Raw genomic sequence first — 15,988 nt, 5'->3', positions numbered from 1 at the left:
GTGGCGCCGAGTGATCAGCCCTTGTCGTCGTCCGCGCCGTCCTCGTCGGCGGGGCGGCGCTTGATCACCTCGTCGAAGCGGCCGTCGCCGTCGAGGTCCTTTTCGATGACGTCGGGAACGCCGTCGCCGTCCAGGTCGGTCTCCAGGGTGTCGATGGTGCCGTCGCCCGTGGTGTCCTTGGCGTGGGTGCGGAAGAGGTAGCTACCGTCCAGGTCCGCGTAGATCTCGCCCTCGGGGGTGACCATCGCGTCGAACTTCCCGTCGCGATCCCAATCGATGTATGTCGTATCACCGATCTTCGTCACCTCGTCGGGAACCCCGTCCCCGTTGAGGTCATACGTTTTCTCGTCTTTTTCGTCGCTCATGATGTCCTCGTTTTCGACGTCTCAAGTGGGCACCCTAGTCGCGACGAGAACTTTCTTCCATTCAGGGCCGAAGTTGTCCGCGGTACCTGCCAAGCTGGTGTCAACGCCGAAACGAGAGGAACCATCATGGCCAGCACCGTTCCGCCCACCACCGACGAGCGCGACAACCTGCTCAAGTACGCCGCCGCGCAGCGCGACACCTTCCGCTACGTCGCGCACGGCCTCACCGACGAGCAGGCCCGCGCCACCCCGACGGCCGGAACGCTGAGCATCGGCGGCCTCATCAAGCACATCGCGCAGACCGAGCGCCAGTGGATGGTCACGGTCACCCAGGCGCCGCGGCCCGACATCGACTACGCCAACGGCTTCACCATGCTGGACAACGAGACCCTCGAGGGACTGCTGGCCGACCTGGAGGCCTGCGGCCGCGAGACCGAGGACGTCATCTCCAAGATGGACCTCGATGACCCCGTGCCCGTCCCTCCCATGCCCTGGTTCCCCAAGGACGTCAAGGAATGGTCGGTGCGCTGGGTGCTGGCCCACCTGATCGAGGAGACCGCCCGCCACGCGGGCCACGCCGACATCATCCGCGAGACGATCGACGGCAAGACCATGTACGAGCTTCAGTCCATGGTAGACGGATGGCACGAGCAGTTCCTGGAGATGCAGCAGCGGTACGCGAAGGACTGAGCCGCGGCGGACGGCGGCGTCAGGCGGGCGCCGCCTCCAGGCTCGGCCTCGCGGACCGATCCATCTGGCGCCACACGGGGAAGACCAAGGGCGCCAAGGTGATCAACAGGTAGACCGTCCCCGCCGCCCACAGCCCGCCGGTCGCGCCGAACGCCGACACTGCCAGGCCGCCCAGCATTCCGCCGAACGGCATGCCGACAAAGGCCATGGCGCCGCTGATGCCGAAGACCCGCGCCCGCATCCCGTCGGGGACCTGTTCGTACGTCACCGCGGCGAGAATCGGGTTGAGCGCCGCGCTCAACACGCCGCCCACGAAGTTGACGATCATGGGGCCGCCGGCGTCGGAGAACAGCGCCAGCGAGAAGAACTGGGTGGAGCAGCCGGCCATGTAACACACCGCGAAGGTCGCCCAGCGCGGCAGCTTCGGCGCCAGCCAGATGAACAGCAGGTTGCCTCCCACCGCCCCGATTCCCGCGGCGCCGTATATCAACCCCGACGCCTCGGGCGAGTGCGCGATGTCGGAGGTCCACACCGGAAGCAGCACGGCGGTCTTGGCCTGGTCGAGCATGTTGCCCAGCGCCACCACGATGGAGATGTTCAGCAGCAGGCGATTGGCGCGCAGGAAGACCCACCCCTCGCTCAGCGACGTGAGGTACGGCGGGTGCTCCACGTCGGCGGGACGCGCGAGGCCGCGCACCGCCAGTGCCAACAGCGACGCGGCGACCGCGTAGCTCGTGGCGTCGAACCACAGCACGTTGGCGGCGCCCACCCAGGCGACCAGGACGCCGCCGATCGGCGCTCCCAGCAGCAGGCCGAGGCGGTCCACGCCGTCGAAGACGGTGGCCGCGCGCTCCAGATTCGTGTCCGTCGCCGTGGCCACGTCGGGCAGCAGCACCCGTTCGGCGCCCGAGGCCAGGCCCTGGGAGGCGCCCGCGCAGGCCAGCACGGCCAGCAGCAGGACGAAGGGCGGCGGCCCGCCGAGGAACAGCGCGGGGACGCCGGCCGCGCACGCCCCGGCGATCATGGTGGCCGCAATGCCCACCAGACGTCGCCCCGCGCGGTCGATCAGCGGCGCGCCGAGGGCCTTGGCGGTGACGTAGCAGCCGATCTGCACGAAGGCGACGGCACCGGTCCGGGTGGCGGAGCCGGTGGTCGCGTAGACCAGCAGCGGCAGCGCGACCAGCGTCATCTTGGTTCCGGCGGAGTTGATGGCGTGGCCGACGAAGAAGGCGATCATCGGGACGCGTTTCATAGTGCCGCCCCATTCGACGTCTCTATAGGGGTATTCATGACGCCAGTTTGGCGTCACTGCGACGTGGGAACAATCCTCCGTTCGGACGAAGCGCGCAGCGCGCGGACGCCCAGCGGCGCCACCGCTCCAGCCATCACCGCCAGCGCCGGGACCGTCCAGATCGCCGCCGACAGGCCGAGCCACTGACCCAGGCCGCCGATGATCGCGGGACCCAGCAGCCAGCCGGTGTAGCCGCCGGTGGACACCGCGGCGATGCCGGGGCCGTCGGCGGCGGCGGAGAAGGCGACCGGGACGATCACCGCGATGCCGAGGCCGAGGATCACCAGGCCCGCGACGAAGGCGGTGCGGCCCAAGGAGTCCGGGCCAGCCAGGCCCGACACCACGAGCCCGGCCGCCATGCCGCCGCCGCCCGTCAGCGCCGCGAAGCCGATGCTGCGGGCGCGGCCGAAGCGCGACACCAGGCGATCGCCCGCGAGTCGGCCGGTCAGCATCGCCACCGAGAACATGGTGTAGCCGAGGCTGGCGACGAACGGGGAGGCGGCGCGTTCCTGGGAGAGGAACACCGCGCTCCAGTCGGCGCAGGCGCCCTCGGCCAGCAGGCCCGCGAAGGCCACGATGGACAGCAGGATCAGGCCGCGCTCGAAGCGCCACTTCTGTTTTGGGGCATCGGTCTCGGGTGCCTCGTCGTCCAGGAGGGACCAGAAGAGCGGGACGGTCGCCAGCAGGGCCACGGCTCCCAGCACCAGCAGCTGGACGCCGAGCAGGTGGCCGGGCCCTCCGCCGTCGCGCTGCACGACCCATCCACCGATGGCGGCGCCGCCCGCCGCCGCCAGACTCCAGGAGGCGTGGAAGGAGCCCATGACCGGCCTGCCCAGGGCCCGCTCCACCGTGGCGGCCTGAGCGTTCATCGCCACGTCGTACGCGCCCACCAGGGCGCCCGCCCATAGCAGCGCGATCGCCAGCCACCACGGCGATCCCGCCGCGGCGCCCGCGCCGAGCGCGCAGGTGCCCAGGGCGTAGGCCACGAGCGTGACGCGCGTGACGCGGGCGCTGCCCCAGCGGGCGCAGGCCGCGCCCGTCAGGGACATCGCGATCATCGCGCCCGCGGGAGGGCCCAGCAGCAACAGGCCGAGCTGGCCGTCCGAAAGCCCCAGATCCCGTTTGATGGAAGGGATGTGGGGAAGCCAGGAGGAGAACACCAGGCCGTGTGCCATGAACGCGACCGTCACCGCGAGGCGGGCGCGCGAAGGGTTTCTCATTCCTGAAGATTGTGAACCAAACAGTTGGCGGGGGCAAGCTCGCCATTGAGCTTGCCCCCGCCAGGCTGGTCGGGAATCCGGACGGCTCAGCCGATCCGCACGCCCGTGTGCGCGTCGAACAGTTCGATGTCCTTCGGGTCGAAGCTGACCTTCATGGACTCGCCCTCGCGGACGGCGGAGCGGGCATCGACCTGGCAGACCACCTGGGCGCTGCCGAACCGCTCCTTGGCGCCGATCATCTCGGCCACCTCGGACAGCTCGGGAGAGTCGGCGGGACGGTCCAGGTTGAAGTAGACCAGCTTCACCGAACCCAGGGACTCCACGATGTCCACGGTGTCATCGAAGGAGAAGCGCCCGTCGCCGCTGGCGAAGGCCGCGTCCTCGAACGCCTCGGGACGCAGGCCCACGATCACGTCGCGGTCGCCCTTGGTCTCGCCCAGGTCCGTCTTGGCCTGATCGGTGAGCGGCAGCTGCCCGATCGCGGTGGACACCTTGCCCTCGGCGATCGTTCCGGGCAGGAAGTTCATGGTCGGAGAACCGATGAACCCGGCCACGAACAGGTTGGCGGGGGTCTCGTACAGCTCGGCGGGGGTGCCGATCTGCTGGGCGATGCCGTCGCGCAGCACCACGATCCGGTCTCCCAGGGTCATCGCCTCGGTCTGGTCGTGGGTGACGTAGACCGTGGTGGTGGAGAGACTCTTCTGGAGACGGGAGATGGAGGTGCGCATCTGCGCCCGCAGCTTGGCGTCCAGGTTGGACAGAGGTTCGTCCATCAGGAACGCCTCCGGCGAGCGCACGATCGCGCGGCCCATGGCGACCCGCTGACGCTGACCACCCGACAACGCGCCCGGACGACGGTCCAGGAAGTCGGTGAGCTCCAGCATCTCGGCGGCGTTGTCCACCTTCTCCTTGATCGCCGCCTTGGATTCCTTGGCGATGGTCAACGGGAAGGCGATGTTCTCCCGCACCGACATGTGCGGATAGAGGGCGTAGGACTGGAACACCATGGCGATGTTGCGGTCCTGCGGCGAACGCTCGTTCATCCGCTCGCCACCGATCCGCAGCTCGCCGCCGGTGATGTCCTCCAGTCCGGCGATCATGTTGAGCAGGGTGGACTTACCACAACCGGACGGTCCCACCAGGATGAGGAATTCCTCATCGGTGATCGTCAGGTCGAGTTCCTTGATGACCTCCTGGCCACCCCGATACCGTTTGGAGATCTTGTCGAGCACTATCTCGGCCACGTCGTACTAACCTTTCACCGCGCCGGCGGTCAGACCGCTGACGATGCGTCGCTGGAATATCAAGACAAAAATCACGATGGGAATCGTGACGATGACCGCCGCCGCGGCGATCGAACCGGCCGGCTCGTCGAACTGCGACGCGCCGGTGAAGAACGCGATGGCCGCCGGGGCGGTACGCGCACGGTCGGTCGACGTCAGCGAGATCGAGAACAGGAAGTCGTTCCAGCTCTGGATGAACGCCAACACGGCCGCGGTCACCACGCCGGGCGTGGCCAGCGGGACGATCACCTTGCGGAAGGCCTGGAACGAGGAGGCGCCGTCCATCTTGGCGGCTTTCTCCAGCTCCCAGGGAATCTCGCGGAAGAAGGTCGACATCGTGTAGATGGTCAACGGCAACGCGAAGGTCACGTACGGGAGGATCAGGCCGGGCCAGGTGTTGAACAGGCCCGTGCTGCGCTCGATGTTGAACAGCGGCGTCACCAGGGACACCTGCGGGAACATGGCCACCAGCAGGGCCGCGCCCAGCATCAGGTTGCGTCCCGGAAACTCCAGCCGCGCGATCGCGTAGGCCGCGAACGTGCCCAGCACGATCGCGATGAGCGTCGCCAGCAACGCGATGCCGATCGAGTTGATCAGCGGTTGCAGGAAGTTTCCCTTGGTGAACACGGCCGAGTAGTTGTCGAACGTCCACTTCTTCGGCAGGAATCCGCCCTGCGCGACGGTCGTGGGGTCCTTCAGCGACAGGCTGAGCAGCCAGGCCACGGGGATCAGCGCGAACGCGATGACCACCAGGTCCACGGCGGACCAACCGATTTTCTTGCCGATCATCGGCGTCCTCCTTCACCCGGAGCGCCAGTGCGCAACACCCTGACGAAGATGAACGCGATGATGGCCACCGTCAGGAAGATCAGCACCGACATCGTGGAACCGATGCCGAGGTTGAGGCCCCGGACCAGGTTCTTGTACGTCAGTATCGAGACCGAACTGGTCCCGACGGCGCCCTTGGTGAGCACGTAGATGTTGTCGTAGATCCGGAACGCGTCGAGCATCCGGAACAGCAGCGCCACCGAGATCGCCGGCTTCATCAGCGGCAGGGTGATCTTGACGAAGCGCTGCCAACGTCCGGCACCATCCATTGAGGCGGCTCGGTAGAGCTCCTCGGGGATGGTGGCCAGACCGGCCAGCAGCAACAGACCCATGAACGGCGTGGTCTTCCAGATCTCCGCCAGGATGATGATGCCGATGGCGGGCCAGTGCTGCGTGAGCGGCGCGCTGCCGGCCGGCAGCAGGTTCGCCAGCCAACCGGTGCCCGGCGTCCAGGCGTAGAACCAGGCGTACGCCGCCACGACCGTGACGATTCCGTAGGGAATCAACACGGTGGTGCGCAACAGGCCCTTGGCCACCAGGGTGCGGTACATGATCACCGCGAGCCCCATGCCGAGCACCAGCTCGACCGCCACGCTGACCACGGTGATCAGCATGGTGACGCCGAAGGTGTCCCACCAGAAACTGTTGGTCAGGACGGTGGCGTAGTTGCTGAAGCCCACCCAGCCCTGCTGGTCGGGGAAACGCAGGTCGTAGCGCTTGAACGACAGGATGACCGAGTACACGATCGGGTAGCCCGCCACCAGCAGCATGAAGATCGCCGCCGGTGAACACAGGTACCAACCCAGCCGCCGCTCGGCGGCCTTGCCGTCGCTGATGCGCGCGGCCTTGGCTTCGGTGATCGTCACGGCAGCACTCCTTCCGACTTCAGGGCGGAGGTGAGCTGATCCTTCAGCTGCTGCTCGGTCGCCTTCGGGTCAATGGACGAGGGCGGAGACAACAGGTAGGACGTCACAGTGGACACATTCTGATAGATCGGCGTCTTGGGACGCAGGACCGCGTCCTTCAGGGCCTTCAGAATGTCGTCGGCCATCGGGTAGGCGTCCTTCATGCCCACCTTCGTGTCCGGCACGTCCTTGCCCTTGACCTTGATCGTGTCGCCCAGCTTGCCGCTTCCGTTGCTGTCGACCAGCACCTTCTGCGTGCCGTGGTAGACGCTTTCGATCGTGGGCGGCAGGCCGTCGCGGATCGCCGAGATGCGCTGGCTCTGCGGGTCCCGCAGACACAGCGCGGCGTCGAAGGCCTCGTCGGGGTGCTCCGAATACTTGCTGACGGCGAAGTTCGAGCCGCCCAGCGTGGTGTGTCCGGTGCCGTCGATGCCCGGCGGCGTCGTCCACTTGAAGTGGTCCTTCATGTTGGAACCACCGTTGTCGGTGACCTTGCCCTTGTCGTCCACTTTGGCCGTGGTCGCCTGCATGGCAGCGTAGACGAACGGCCAGTTGACTTCGGCGAAGGCGGCGCCGCTCTCGACGCCGTGCTGGACCTCGCCCTCCTGCGAGTTCGACAGGGAGGGGTCGGCGGCCGCCGAGGTGGCGAAGTCCTTCAGGGTCTGAAGGGCCTTGACGCCCGGGGCGCCCAGCTCCACCTTGTCGCCCGCGGCGTTGAGCATCTTGCCGTTGGCGCCGGCGAGCATGCTGTTGAACAGCACCACGAGGCCCTCGTACTGGGCCCCGGTGGCCTCGACGTACTGCGGGCTACCGGTCTTCTTCAACTCCTCGGCGCGGCCGATGAGGTCCTTCCACGTCAACGACTGGCCATTGTCGACCTTCTTCAGCAGCTTGTCGCCGAGCAGGTCGTCGCGGTACCAGAGCAATTGGACGTTGGTGTTGGACGGAGCCGCGTACATCTTGTCGTCGAACATCGCGGTCTCCAGCGGGGCGTCGATGACCCCTTTGGACGCTTCCTGACGACGCTCGCCGGTCCACGGCCGGATCCAGTTGGCACTGGCCAATTCCGCGGTCCAGGTGACGTCGATACCGAGAACGTCCATTCCGGAGTCCTCGGCGGCGAGGCGCCGCACCATCTGTTCGCGCTGGCCGTCGGCGTCACGCGGCAGTGTATTGAGGACGATCTTGTACTTGCCGTCGGCCTTTTGATTGCACCGATCGACTATCGATTGTAGATTTTGTTGGGGGGCGTTGTATAGATTTATGACTCGCGTGTCCGAGCCGCTGCCACAGCCGGTGAGCATCCCGGCCGCACCCAGACACGCCAACGCACCGCCAAGGATGCGTCTTGTAGTCCGTTTTGGTTTTGACACAGCGGGAACAATAGCAGTCCCGCAGGTTAAATTGTGGCGAGTGTCTCAAGGCACCAGGGTGTCCATAAAGCAGCGGAAAGTAAGGAAAAGTTAAGCACCCTATTCATCGCTCACCGTGCTGGCACGCACGATGAGCTGGCCGTCCACCGGCACGACCGCGTCATCGGGCCCGTCCAGGGCCAAACGCAGCGCGATTTCCCCCATTTCAGACAAAGGCAGCCGAACCGTCGTCAAAGGCGGATGGAGATCGGCGGCGACCGGAACGTCATCAAATCCGGCGACCGCCAGATCTTCCGGAATGGACAGACCGGAATCCCGAATCGCGGTGCAAAATCCGCCCGCCATCACGTCGCTGATCACGAAGGCGGCGGTGGCGCGCGGCGCCACCTCGCGCAGCCGCCGACCCGCGGCGTACCCCCCGTCGCGGCTCATGTCGGCGGCGACGACGTCCACACTGGCGCCCTCGGGCAGCCCGGCGGCGAAGCCCTCGCGGCGGTCGGCGACCACCCGCAGCGTCTCAGGCCCCGAGACCACGGCGAAGCGGCGGTGCCCCATCTCGGTGAGGTGCACCGCGAGCAGCTTGGCACCGGAATGATTGGACGGTCGCACGCAGGCGCCCGGCAGCCCGGGTTGGCCGACGCTCACCACCGTGGCGCCGGTGGCGCGCAAGTCGTCCAGCGCCTCTCCCAGCCGCTGCTCGGCCTCGTCCTGTGTGGTCCGCGAACCCACCACAATGGCGGAACGGGGGCGCAGGCCCCGCAGCGAGGCCAGCTGCTCGCATTCGGAGTCCGGGTCGATGCCCGACTCGGCGATCACCACGCGCACGTCGCGCCGCGCCGCCTCGGCCAGCACCCCCTGGGCGATCTGGCCGAAGTAGGGGTCGGTGATGTCGTGCAGCAGCATCGCGATCACCGCGGAGGTGCTGCGGGCCAGCCCCTGGGCCTGCACGTTGGGCGCGTACCGCAGCTCCTCGGCCACCCCGCGCACCTTCTCGGCCAGGGCCGCGCTCACCTTGTGCGGCGATCCATTGAGTACCCGGGAGGCGGTCGCGACCGACACCCCGGCGCGCGAGGCGACATCGGCGAGAGTGGTGGGGCGTGTGGGTTCCACACAGGCAGGGTATCGCGACCGGTGGTGGGCCCCGTCACGCCGAGGCGTTCCGGCGGGCGACGGGACTAGAATTCCGGGCCATGCGCGCAGGATTCTCCACTCTCGGCTGTCCCGGTCTCCCGTTGGACGAGGTGTTGGCGCTGGCGGTGAAGCACGGCGCGGACCTGGTGGAGCTGCGGATCGCCGACGACGAACCCGTCCACATCGGTCTGTCGGGAACCGAACGGGCGGCGGTGAAGCGGCGCTTCGCCGAGGCGGGCGTGGCCTTCGGCGCGCTGGCGACTTATGTCAAGCTCTCCGATCCCGGCCTGGCGGGCCCGCTGGCCGCGCACGTGGAGCTGGCCGCCGATCTGGGCGCACCGGCGCTGCGGCTGTTTCCCGGCGACGTGGCGCCCGCCGACGGGGTGCGGCGGCTGTCGGACGGACTGGAGTCGGCGCGCGGCAGCGGCGTGGCGCTGACCGTGGAGACCCACGACGAGTACATCCGGGCCGACCGGCTGGCCCCCATCCTGTCCGAACTGGACGGACGGGTCGGCGCCGTCTGGGACGTCATGCACACCTGGCGGGGCGGCGAGGCCGTGCCGGAATCGCTTGCGGCCCTTCGCCCCTACCTCGCCGAGCTCCAGATCAAGGACATCCCCTCGGCTGCCGATCGCCGCCCGATCGCCCCCGGCACCGGGGTGCTGCCGCTGCGCGAGGCACTGGACGCGGCGTGGGCGGCGGGCTTCGACGGACCGGTGGTCTTCGAGCACGAGGCGAAGTGGCGCGCCGACGCCCAGCCGTTCGAGGAGTGCCTGGTCGCCGCCCTGGAGCTGTCGGCGCGCTGAGTTACCGTGAGCCCATGAGCAAACGGATCGAAATCGTCATCGACTGCCCGGACACGATCGCGCTCGCCGACTTCTACGCCGCCGTCGGCGACGCCACCAAGGTCGCCGACGACTATTCGGCGGAATGGGCCACGCTGGACTTCGACGGCTTCAAGCTGGCCTTCCAGCACGTCGACGGCTACCGGGCGCCCGAGTGGCCCGGCCAGGAGCACCCGCAACAGTTCCACGTCGACCTCTTCGTCGACGATCTCGAGGTCGAGGGCCGCCGCGCGATCGAGCTCGGCGCCACCTTCAAGCTGGACCAGGTGCGCGAGGACGGGTACGGGTTCGTCGTGTACCTGGACCCGGCGGGGCACCCGTTCTGCCTGTGCCGCGAGAACCCCGGTTCCTAGTCACCGCAAGCGAAACGGCCCCGGTTCCGCAGTGGAACCGGGGCCGCGGTGCTAGATGTCGAGGGTTACTGCAGCATGAAGCCGGTGTTGGCCTCGACGTTGGGGGTGTCGGCACCCGGGTTCTGGACGACGTCCTTCAGGCCGTTGTCCACCAGGGCCTTGGACACGTCGGCAGGCGCGGCACCCGGGTTCTCACCCAGGTACAGGGCCGCGATGCCAGCGACGTGCGGGGTCGCCATCGACGTGCCCGACATGGTCTCTTCGCCGTTGCTCGGCACGGTGGACACGATGTCCACGCCCGGGGCGTAGAGGTCGACGCACTTGCCGAAGTTCGAGAAGTCGGCCTGCGTGTCGGTGTTGTCGGTCGCGGCGACGGTGATCGCCTCGGGGACCTCGGCCGGCGACGTGGAGCACGCGTCCGAGGACTCGTTGCCGGCGGCGATCGCGTAGGTCACGCCGGAGGCGATGGACTTCGCGACGGCGTCGTCCAGGGCCTGGTCGGTGCCGCCACCAAGGCTCATGTTGGCCACCGAGTCACCCTTGTGGTTCTCGGTCACCCAGTCGATGCCCGCCACAACCTGCTCGGTCGTGCCGGAGCCCTGGGCGTCAAGCACCTTGACGGCCACGCCCTTGGCCTTCTTGGCCACGCCGTAGTCATCGCTGATCGCGGTGCCCATGGTGTGGGTGCCGTGACCGTGGTCGTCCATCGGCGGGCTGTTGGGGTCGATGGCGTTGTAGCCATCCTCCACCCGGCCACCGAACGTGGTGTTGGCCTTGTCGACACCGGTGTCGATGCCGTACACGGTCACGCCCTCACCGGCGCTGTCCGGGTAGTTGTACTTCTTGTCGAGGTTCGCGTCCTTCTGGTCGACGCGGTCCAGACCCCACGACTTCGGGTCATCCTGCGTGCCCGCGATCGTGTACTTCAGGTTCGCCTCGACGTAGGCGACGTTGGGGTCGGACGCCATCTCCTCGGCCTCGGCCTTGGAAGCCCGCACCGAGAACGCGTTGATCGACTTGTAGGTGTCCTTCACCTTCGCGCCGTTGTCGGCCGCGAAGCTCTTGGCCGTCTTGGTCGCCTTGGTGTCGGACTTGAACTTGACGATGTATTCGCCACCAACGGCCCGAGAGCTGTCGGCGCCGATCACTTTTCCGTTGGCATCGGCGTGTGCCGGGGCAGCCGCTACCAACGCTACGGCGGTGGCGGTCGCGGCCAGAGCCGCTGCGCCGAGGGCGGCGCGCCGCCCAGCCTTCTTGATCTTCATACGAATCTTCATCTCTCTCGCGAAGGGTGGTCGAGCGGCGAGGGTGGCGTCGGGGTCAACGCGTCACGCCGACTCGGCTCAATGAAGCAGCCCTGCCCGTGAGGGCGGGGTTCTGGCGAACCATATGCGAGTATTCGAGGTATGTAAAGGGGTGGATTTTTTAATTCTTCTTAAGGTGGATAAGAGCGAAGAGCCGCTTCCGTTGTGTACCAACGGAAGCGGCTCTGGCGTCAGTGCCGAATATTTGTTTCTAGCCGGTAACTTTCACGCCGTCTGCCAGGGCGCTGTCCGTGGTGGTCAATGTACCCACTGTGGATTCACCGGTGGCGACGGACTGCTTGCTCGCGGTCCCGATGTCCAGCGAGTTGAACTTGCCGAACTGGATGCCGTACTTCTGCTCCAGACCCACCTGGCAGTACAGCCGCTTCGGGCACTCGGGCGGACCCGCCAGCACGCTGGCCTTGCCGCTGCACTTCTTGGCGAAGTCGCTCAGCGTGGAGACCTTGTGCTCCTTGGCGAACTTCTTGGTGACCACGTAGGCGTTGGAGTTGGCGGCCGCGGCGGGCTTGCCGGGCTTGAGGCCCGCCTTCTTCGCCAGTGGCGCCAGCGTCTTCATGGTCTTGTCGACGTCGCTGGACGCGATCGGGTCCGAGTCGGCCGACGCCTTCGGGTTGAGCGCCTCGGTCAGCGAGGCCGCGTACTCGGGGATCACCTGGAACTCGTTGTCCTTCAGGGACGGCAGGTAGGTCTCGCGGTTGCCGACGTCCTTGAGCTTCACGGTGTAGCCGCTGGCCTCCAGCGTGATCTTGTACAGATTGGAGATGATCTCGCTTTCGGAGAAGTTGGCGTGGCCAACCGTCAGCGAGCCGGAGGCCTTATCCAGGCCGCTGGTCAGCGACTTGTCCTTGGCGAACGCGGTGGCCGCCTCGGAGGGCGACTTGCGGTCCACGTCCACCGCCTTGGCCAGGTTGTTCAGGTCCTTGGTGGTGAGCTTCGCGGCCACCGCGTCGACCGCGGCCACCGCCGCTTTGTCGGCGGCCTTGGCGTTGAAGACGGCGACGATGTTCTCGGATGCCTGAAGATGCTTGTCATCCTTGAGCGCGACCAGGGTGTCACCTGCGACGGGTGCGCATCCCTTGCCCTTCACTTCGTCGGCGGGCGTCGTGCCGGAGGACCCGGCCTTGCCGCACGCCGCGAGCGTGATCGCCAACGCGGCGATCACGGGCATCGCGAAGAGAATCTTGACTTTTTTGGGGGACATAGGCCCTACCTTATGGGCTGAATTGTGGATGTGGAAGCGTAACTGGGCGCGGGCGAGCTCGCGCAGTGCCCGGGGCGTGACAAACTTCTCGGCCAGCGCCAGCAGGCCCTCCACGATGAGCGCCAGCCCCGCGACCAGCAGTCCGCCCGCCAGGATCTCGCCGCCACCCTTGTTGAGCCCGAGCCCGAAACCCAGCGAGATGATCTCGCCCAGCCCGCCGCCGTTGAACAGCGCGGCGAGGGTGGCGGTGGCCACCATCTGCACCGCCGCGGTGCGGAAGCCGCTGGCGATCTGCGGAACCGCCAGCGGGATCTCCACCTTGAACAGGATTCCCGAGCGGGAGAAGCCCATGCCGTTGGCGGCGTCCCTGGCGTCGGGATCCACCTCGCGCATACCCGTGTAGGCGGTCGCCAACAGCGGCGGGATCGCGAACACCGCCAGCGCGGGGATCACCGACTGGGGCCCGAAGCCCAGGATCGTCAGGGGCAGCAGGCTCAGCAGGGCCATGGTGGGGATGGCGCGGGTGAGGTTGGCGACCACCACCGTGACGGCGCCTCCCCTACCGCTGTGCCCCATCCAGATTCCCAGCGGCCAGGCGATCACGCACGCCAGGAGCAGCGCGCCCAACGACAGCAGCAGGTGCTCCCCGAGCAGGTCGAAGATCCCGCCAGGATTGGTCCAGTTCAGCGGGTCGTTGAGCCAGGTGATGGCGGATGCGAACATCTCAGGCCCTCCTTCTGGCCCACGGCGTCATCGCCCGCGTCGCCAGCGACAGCACCAGCTCGAAGGCCAGCGCCAGCAGGACACACAGGATGGTTCCCGTGACGATCTGGGGCTTATAGGTGTTGTTGCGGAAGCCGAGCAGGATGAGGCCGCCGAGACCGCCGTGACCGACCACGGCGCCGACGGTCACGAGCGCCACGGTGGACACCGTCGCGATCCGCAGCCCCGTCATGATGCTGGGCAACGCCAACGGCAGCTCCACGCGAGCCAGCAGCTGAAAGCGCCCGTACCCCATGCCGCCAGCGGCGTCAATCACCTCGGGCGGCACCTGCCGCAGGCCCGTCAGGGTGGCCCGCACGATGATCAGCAACGCGTACATCACCAGGCCGACCACCACGGTGGTCAGCGACAACTTGAGGAACGGCGCCAACAACGCGAACACCGCCAGCGACGGGATCGTATACAGCACACCCGAAACCGACAGGATCGCGGCGGACGCGAAGCGCGAGCGGGCGGCCACCACGCCGAGCGGGATCGAGATGACGGCGGCGACCACGACCGCGATGACGGTCAGCTGGACGTGCTCTATCAGGGCGTCCCGCAGGGTATCGAAGTTCTTTTCCACATAAGACCACGAGAACCACGGGTTGAGTGGGTCGTCGAAGCCGAGCGCGAGAGACACCCGCACACCTTACTTGCTGGAGGGGCGGTGTGTCTTGTCATGAGGTGTCGATTGTCAGGTCGGCGGCGACGGCATGGGTTCAGATTGGAGCTCTTCGCGCAACGAGACGGCGTCAGGGACTTTGAGTGCGGTAAAGATTTCAAGGGCTTCATTCCAGCAAACCAGTGCCTCATCCTTGTTGTCCTGGGCATTGTGGGCATGCCCGAGTGCCACCAAGGACTGACCCAGCAAGAGCGGGCTGGGGTGCAACGTTCGGTAAATCTCCGCCGCCTTCGACCCATGCTCGATCGCTTTGCCCACTTCACCTGACGCGAGGAACGCCCGACCACGAATACATTCTGACTGTGCTCTGGCCTCACTGTTTGAATGCCAATACCTGGCAAGCCCTGTGGCCGTGTCCAAACAGGCAAAAGCCCTCTCAACATCCCCGAGATCGAGATACACGTCAGCTTGATAGTGCAAGGTACCTATTTGGACAACAATGTTCGGGTCTGTCTGCGCCACGACTGCGGCTCGATCAAGGTACTCAACAGCCTGTTGGAGCTTCGTCGCTTTGTGCGAAACGACACCCTTGAGTTGTAGCGCAAGAACCGTCACCTTGGTCGCTCCGAGGCCATCGGCGATCTCAAGCGCCGTGTCACCACACAGCAGCGCGTCTCCGTATCGTCCGACATCCTTGAATACCAACCCGCGCGTGATGGTGAAGAGCGCACGAATATAGGCGAGATCATCCCTTCGCTCCACCAATTTTAGGGCCCTCGATGTCGCAACGAACGCTTCATCGAATCGCCCCATTGAACACAGCACTCCACCAAGGTTCCCCAGGCTCACAATCAACAGCTGGTCGAGATTGCTCGCGTGGGCGACCTTCACTGCATGGTTCAGGTGATAGACGGATTCGCGAAGATTGCCTTGGCCTTGCAGAGAATTTCCAAGGTTGTTGCTGATTTTTCCTTCGAGTTCATCGTTATCAATGTGTGGAAGCAGGTTCGCGGCTGCTCTGCGGAAGTCAACCGATTTCTCGTGGTCTCCCGCAGCTCGAGAGAACGACGCGAGTGCGTCCAGCGAATAGACCTGACCTTCAACGTCCTTATTAGATTCAGCCGCACTCAACGCGATGTCGGCGAAGTGACGAGCCCTCTGAAAGTCGCCCCCAGTGTTTGCGATCGCCCCAAGTGCGTTCACAAGCTTCCACAAGTGTGGATGGCGTTGCAGCGATTCACAGGCGGCCAAGATGTTGTCGAACTCTGGCAATCGCGGATTTGACCTGTCTCCGTACCACTCAATAAGGCGGTCCACCGCCGCTTCCTGTTGTGGCTCCGCCAGCTCCCTCGACGCCAACTCGCGAACGAAGAGCCGCACCAGGTCATGGAGACGAAAGCGGCCAGGCTGATGCTGCTCTATGAGATGCGCAGTTTCCAACCGCCTCAACGCGACTTCAACGACATTCCAATCCATGCTCACCAGTGAAGCCGCAAGGCTCACAGTGAAGTCTTCGCCTGGAATCAAACCAAAGTGGAGGAAAATCTGGCGTGTGTTCAGGCTGAGCACTCGATATGAGGAGTGAAAGACTGTAGTCAGATTGGCACTGGGGTCATCGCCAATCTTGAACTTGGCCAATCGCGACCCACTGTCGAGCTCGGTAGCGTACTCAGCCAACGTCACGTCGGGGTTTGTCGCCAGATTGGCAGCCGCGACACGCAGCGCCAGCGGCAGATGCCCGCATAGGCCGCAGAGTTTGCGGGCATTGTCGATGTCTTCCACCGCGGCGGG

Annotated in this window: 15 protein-coding genes and 1 pseudogene; 3 read left to right on the top strand and 13 right to left on the bottom strand. The window is 66.2% G+C overall.

Annotation, left to right across the window (positions count from 1 at the left end):
* Positions 1-14 precede the first annotated feature (14 nt).
* A complete protein-coding gene (locus tag VE172_RS25060; RefSeq protein WP_324804744.1) occupies positions 15-365 on the bottom strand; it encodes a hypothetical protein in 351 nt (116 codons plus the stop codon).
* A gap of 126 nt (positions 366-491) precedes the next feature.
* Between VE172_RS25060 and VE172_RS25055 the strand changes: the two genes are divergently transcribed.
* Positions 492-1,055: a DinB family protein gene (locus VE172_RS25055; RefSeq protein ID WP_324804743.1), complete on the top strand. Its 564-nt coding sequence runs from the start codon at positions 492-494 to the stop codon at positions 1,053-1,055.
* Between the two features lie 19 nt (positions 1,056-1,074).
* On the opposite strand, the gene VE172_RS25050 is transcribed toward VE172_RS25055, so the two are convergent.
* The 7 genes from VE172_RS25050 to VE172_RS25020 form a co-directional block, all read right to left on the bottom strand.
* On the bottom strand, positions 1,075-2,307 hold the full coding sequence (locus VE172_RS25050; RefSeq protein WP_324804742.1) for an MFS transporter: 1,233 nt from the start codon (positions 2,305-2,307) through the stop codon (positions 1,075-1,077).
* A gap of 53 nt (positions 2,308-2,360) precedes the next feature.
* Positions 2,361-3,566 carry an MFS transporter gene (locus tag VE172_RS25045; protein WP_324804741.1) on the bottom strand — a complete coding sequence of 402 codons (1,206 nt, stop codon included), beginning with the start codon at positions 3,564-3,566 and terminating at the stop codon, positions 2,361-2,363.
* An 86-nt stretch (positions 3,567-3,652) separates the two neighbouring features.
* Entirely contained in the window at positions 3,653-4,810 is a 1,158-nt protein-coding gene (locus tag VE172_RS25040) for an ABC transporter ATP-binding protein (RefSeq protein WP_324804740.1), read from the bottom strand.
* 6 nt (positions 4,811-4,816) lie between these two features.
* Entirely contained in the window at positions 4,817-5,638 is an 822-nt protein-coding gene (locus VE172_RS25035; RefSeq protein ID WP_324804739.1) for a carbohydrate ABC transporter permease, read from the bottom strand.
* On the bottom strand, positions 5,635-6,543 hold the full coding sequence (locus tag VE172_RS25030) for a carbohydrate ABC transporter permease (protein WP_324804738.1): 909 nt from the start codon (positions 6,541-6,543) through the stop codon (positions 5,635-5,637). The genes VE172_RS25035 and VE172_RS25030 overlap by 4 nt, the downstream gene beginning before the upstream one ends.
* Complete coding sequence (locus VE172_RS25025) at positions 6,540-7,886, bottom strand: extracellular solute-binding protein (protein ID WP_324804737.1); 1,347 nt, start codon at positions 7,884-7,886, stop codon at positions 6,540-6,542. Before VE172_RS25025 ends, VE172_RS25030 begins: the two co-directional genes overlap by 4 nt.
* 168 nt (positions 7,887-8,054) lie before the next feature.
* A complete protein-coding gene (locus tag VE172_RS25020) occupies positions 8,055-9,065 on the bottom strand; it encodes a LacI family DNA-binding transcriptional regulator (RefSeq protein WP_324804736.1) in 1,011 nt (336 codons plus the stop codon).
* An 80-nt stretch (positions 9,066-9,145) separates the two neighbouring features.
* On the opposite strand from VE172_RS25020, the gene VE172_RS25015 reads away from it, so the two are divergent.
* Together VE172_RS25015 and VE172_RS25010 are read left to right on the top strand one after the other, a co-directional pair.
* A complete protein-coding gene (locus tag VE172_RS25015; protein WP_324804735.1) occupies positions 9,146-9,892 on the top strand; it encodes a sugar phosphate isomerase/epimerase family protein in 747 nt (248 codons plus the stop codon).
* Positions 9,893-9,906: 14 nt separating this feature from the next.
* Complete coding sequence (locus VE172_RS25010; protein WP_324804734.1) at positions 9,907-10,284, top strand: VOC family protein; 378 nt, start codon at positions 9,907-9,909, stop codon at positions 10,282-10,284.
* Positions 10,285-10,349: 65 nt separating this feature from the next.
* Here the strand turns inward: VE172_RS25010 and VE172_RS25005 are convergent, their stop codons facing one another.
* The 5 genes and pseudogenes from VE172_RS25005 to VE172_RS24990 form a co-directional block, all read right to left on the bottom strand.
* Positions 10,350-11,549, bottom strand: a complete 1,200-nt coding sequence (locus VE172_RS25005) for a S8 family peptidase (protein WP_324804733.1) — start codon at positions 11,547-11,549, stop codon at positions 10,350-10,352.
* 250 nt (positions 11,550-11,799) lie between these two features.
* Entirely contained in the window at positions 11,800-12,876 is a 1,077-nt protein-coding gene (locus VE172_RS25610; protein WP_349258538.1) for a glycine betaine ABC transporter substrate-binding protein, read from the bottom strand.
* A pseudogene (locus VE172_RS25605) lies at positions 12,859-13,533 on the bottom strand (ABC transporter permease); the annotation flags it as partial. The gene VE172_RS25610 and the pseudogene VE172_RS25605, both read right to left, overlap by 18 nt.
* Position 13,534: 1 nt before the next feature.
* Entirely contained in the window at positions 13,535-14,215 is a 681-nt protein-coding gene (locus VE172_RS24995) for an ABC transporter permease (RefSeq protein ID WP_324804731.1), read from the bottom strand.
* Between the two features lie 54 nt (positions 14,216-14,269).
* A partial coding sequence (locus VE172_RS24990) for a tetratricopeptide repeat protein (RefSeq protein ID WP_324804730.1) occupies positions 14,270-15,988 on the bottom strand: 1,719 nt, incomplete at its 5' end.

Origin of the sequence: Stackebrandtia sp. (assembly GCF_035643755.1) — a bacterium.
Lineage (GTDB): Bacteria > Actinomycetota > Actinomycetes > Mycobacteriales > Micromonosporaceae > Stackebrandtia.
Note: the sequence above shows the minus strand (reverse complement) of the source record. Positions and strands in the feature narration are given on the sequence as shown.

Bases quoted from the DNA above. Each gene is read 5' to 3' on its own strand.
- VE172_RS25060 (WP_324804744.1), bottom strand. From the start codon at position 365: ATGAGCGACGAAAAAGACGAGAAAACGTATGACCTCAACGGGGACGGG.
- VE172_RS25055 (WP_324804743.1), top strand. From the start codon at position 492: ATGGCCAGCACCGTTCCGCCCACCACCGACGAGCGCGACAACCTGCTC.
- VE172_RS25050 (WP_324804742.1), bottom strand. From the start codon at position 2,307: ATGAAACGCGTCCCGATGATCGCCTTCTTCGTCGGCCACGCCATCAAC.
- VE172_RS25045 (WP_324804741.1), bottom strand. From the start codon at position 3,566: ATGAGAAACCCTTCGCGCGCCCGCCTCGCGGTGACGGTCGCGTTCATG.
- VE172_RS25035 (WP_324804739.1), bottom strand. From the start codon at position 5,638: ATGATCGGCAAGAAAATCGGTTGGTCCGCCGTGGACCTGGTGGTCATC.
- VE172_RS25025 (WP_324804737.1), bottom strand. From the start codon at position 7,886: ATGCTCACCGGCTGTGGCAGCGGCTCGGACACGCGAGTCATAAATCTA.
- VE172_RS25015 (WP_324804735.1), top strand. From the start codon at position 9,146: ATGCGCGCAGGATTCTCCACTCTCGGCTGTCCCGGTCTCCCGTTGGAC.
- VE172_RS25010 (WP_324804734.1), top strand. From the start codon at position 9,907: ATGAGCAAACGGATCGAAATCGTCATCGACTGCCCGGACACGATCGCG.
- VE172_RS25005 (WP_324804733.1), bottom strand. From the start codon at position 11,549: ATGAAGATCAAGAAGGCTGGGCGGCGCGCCGCCCTCGGCGCAGCGGCT.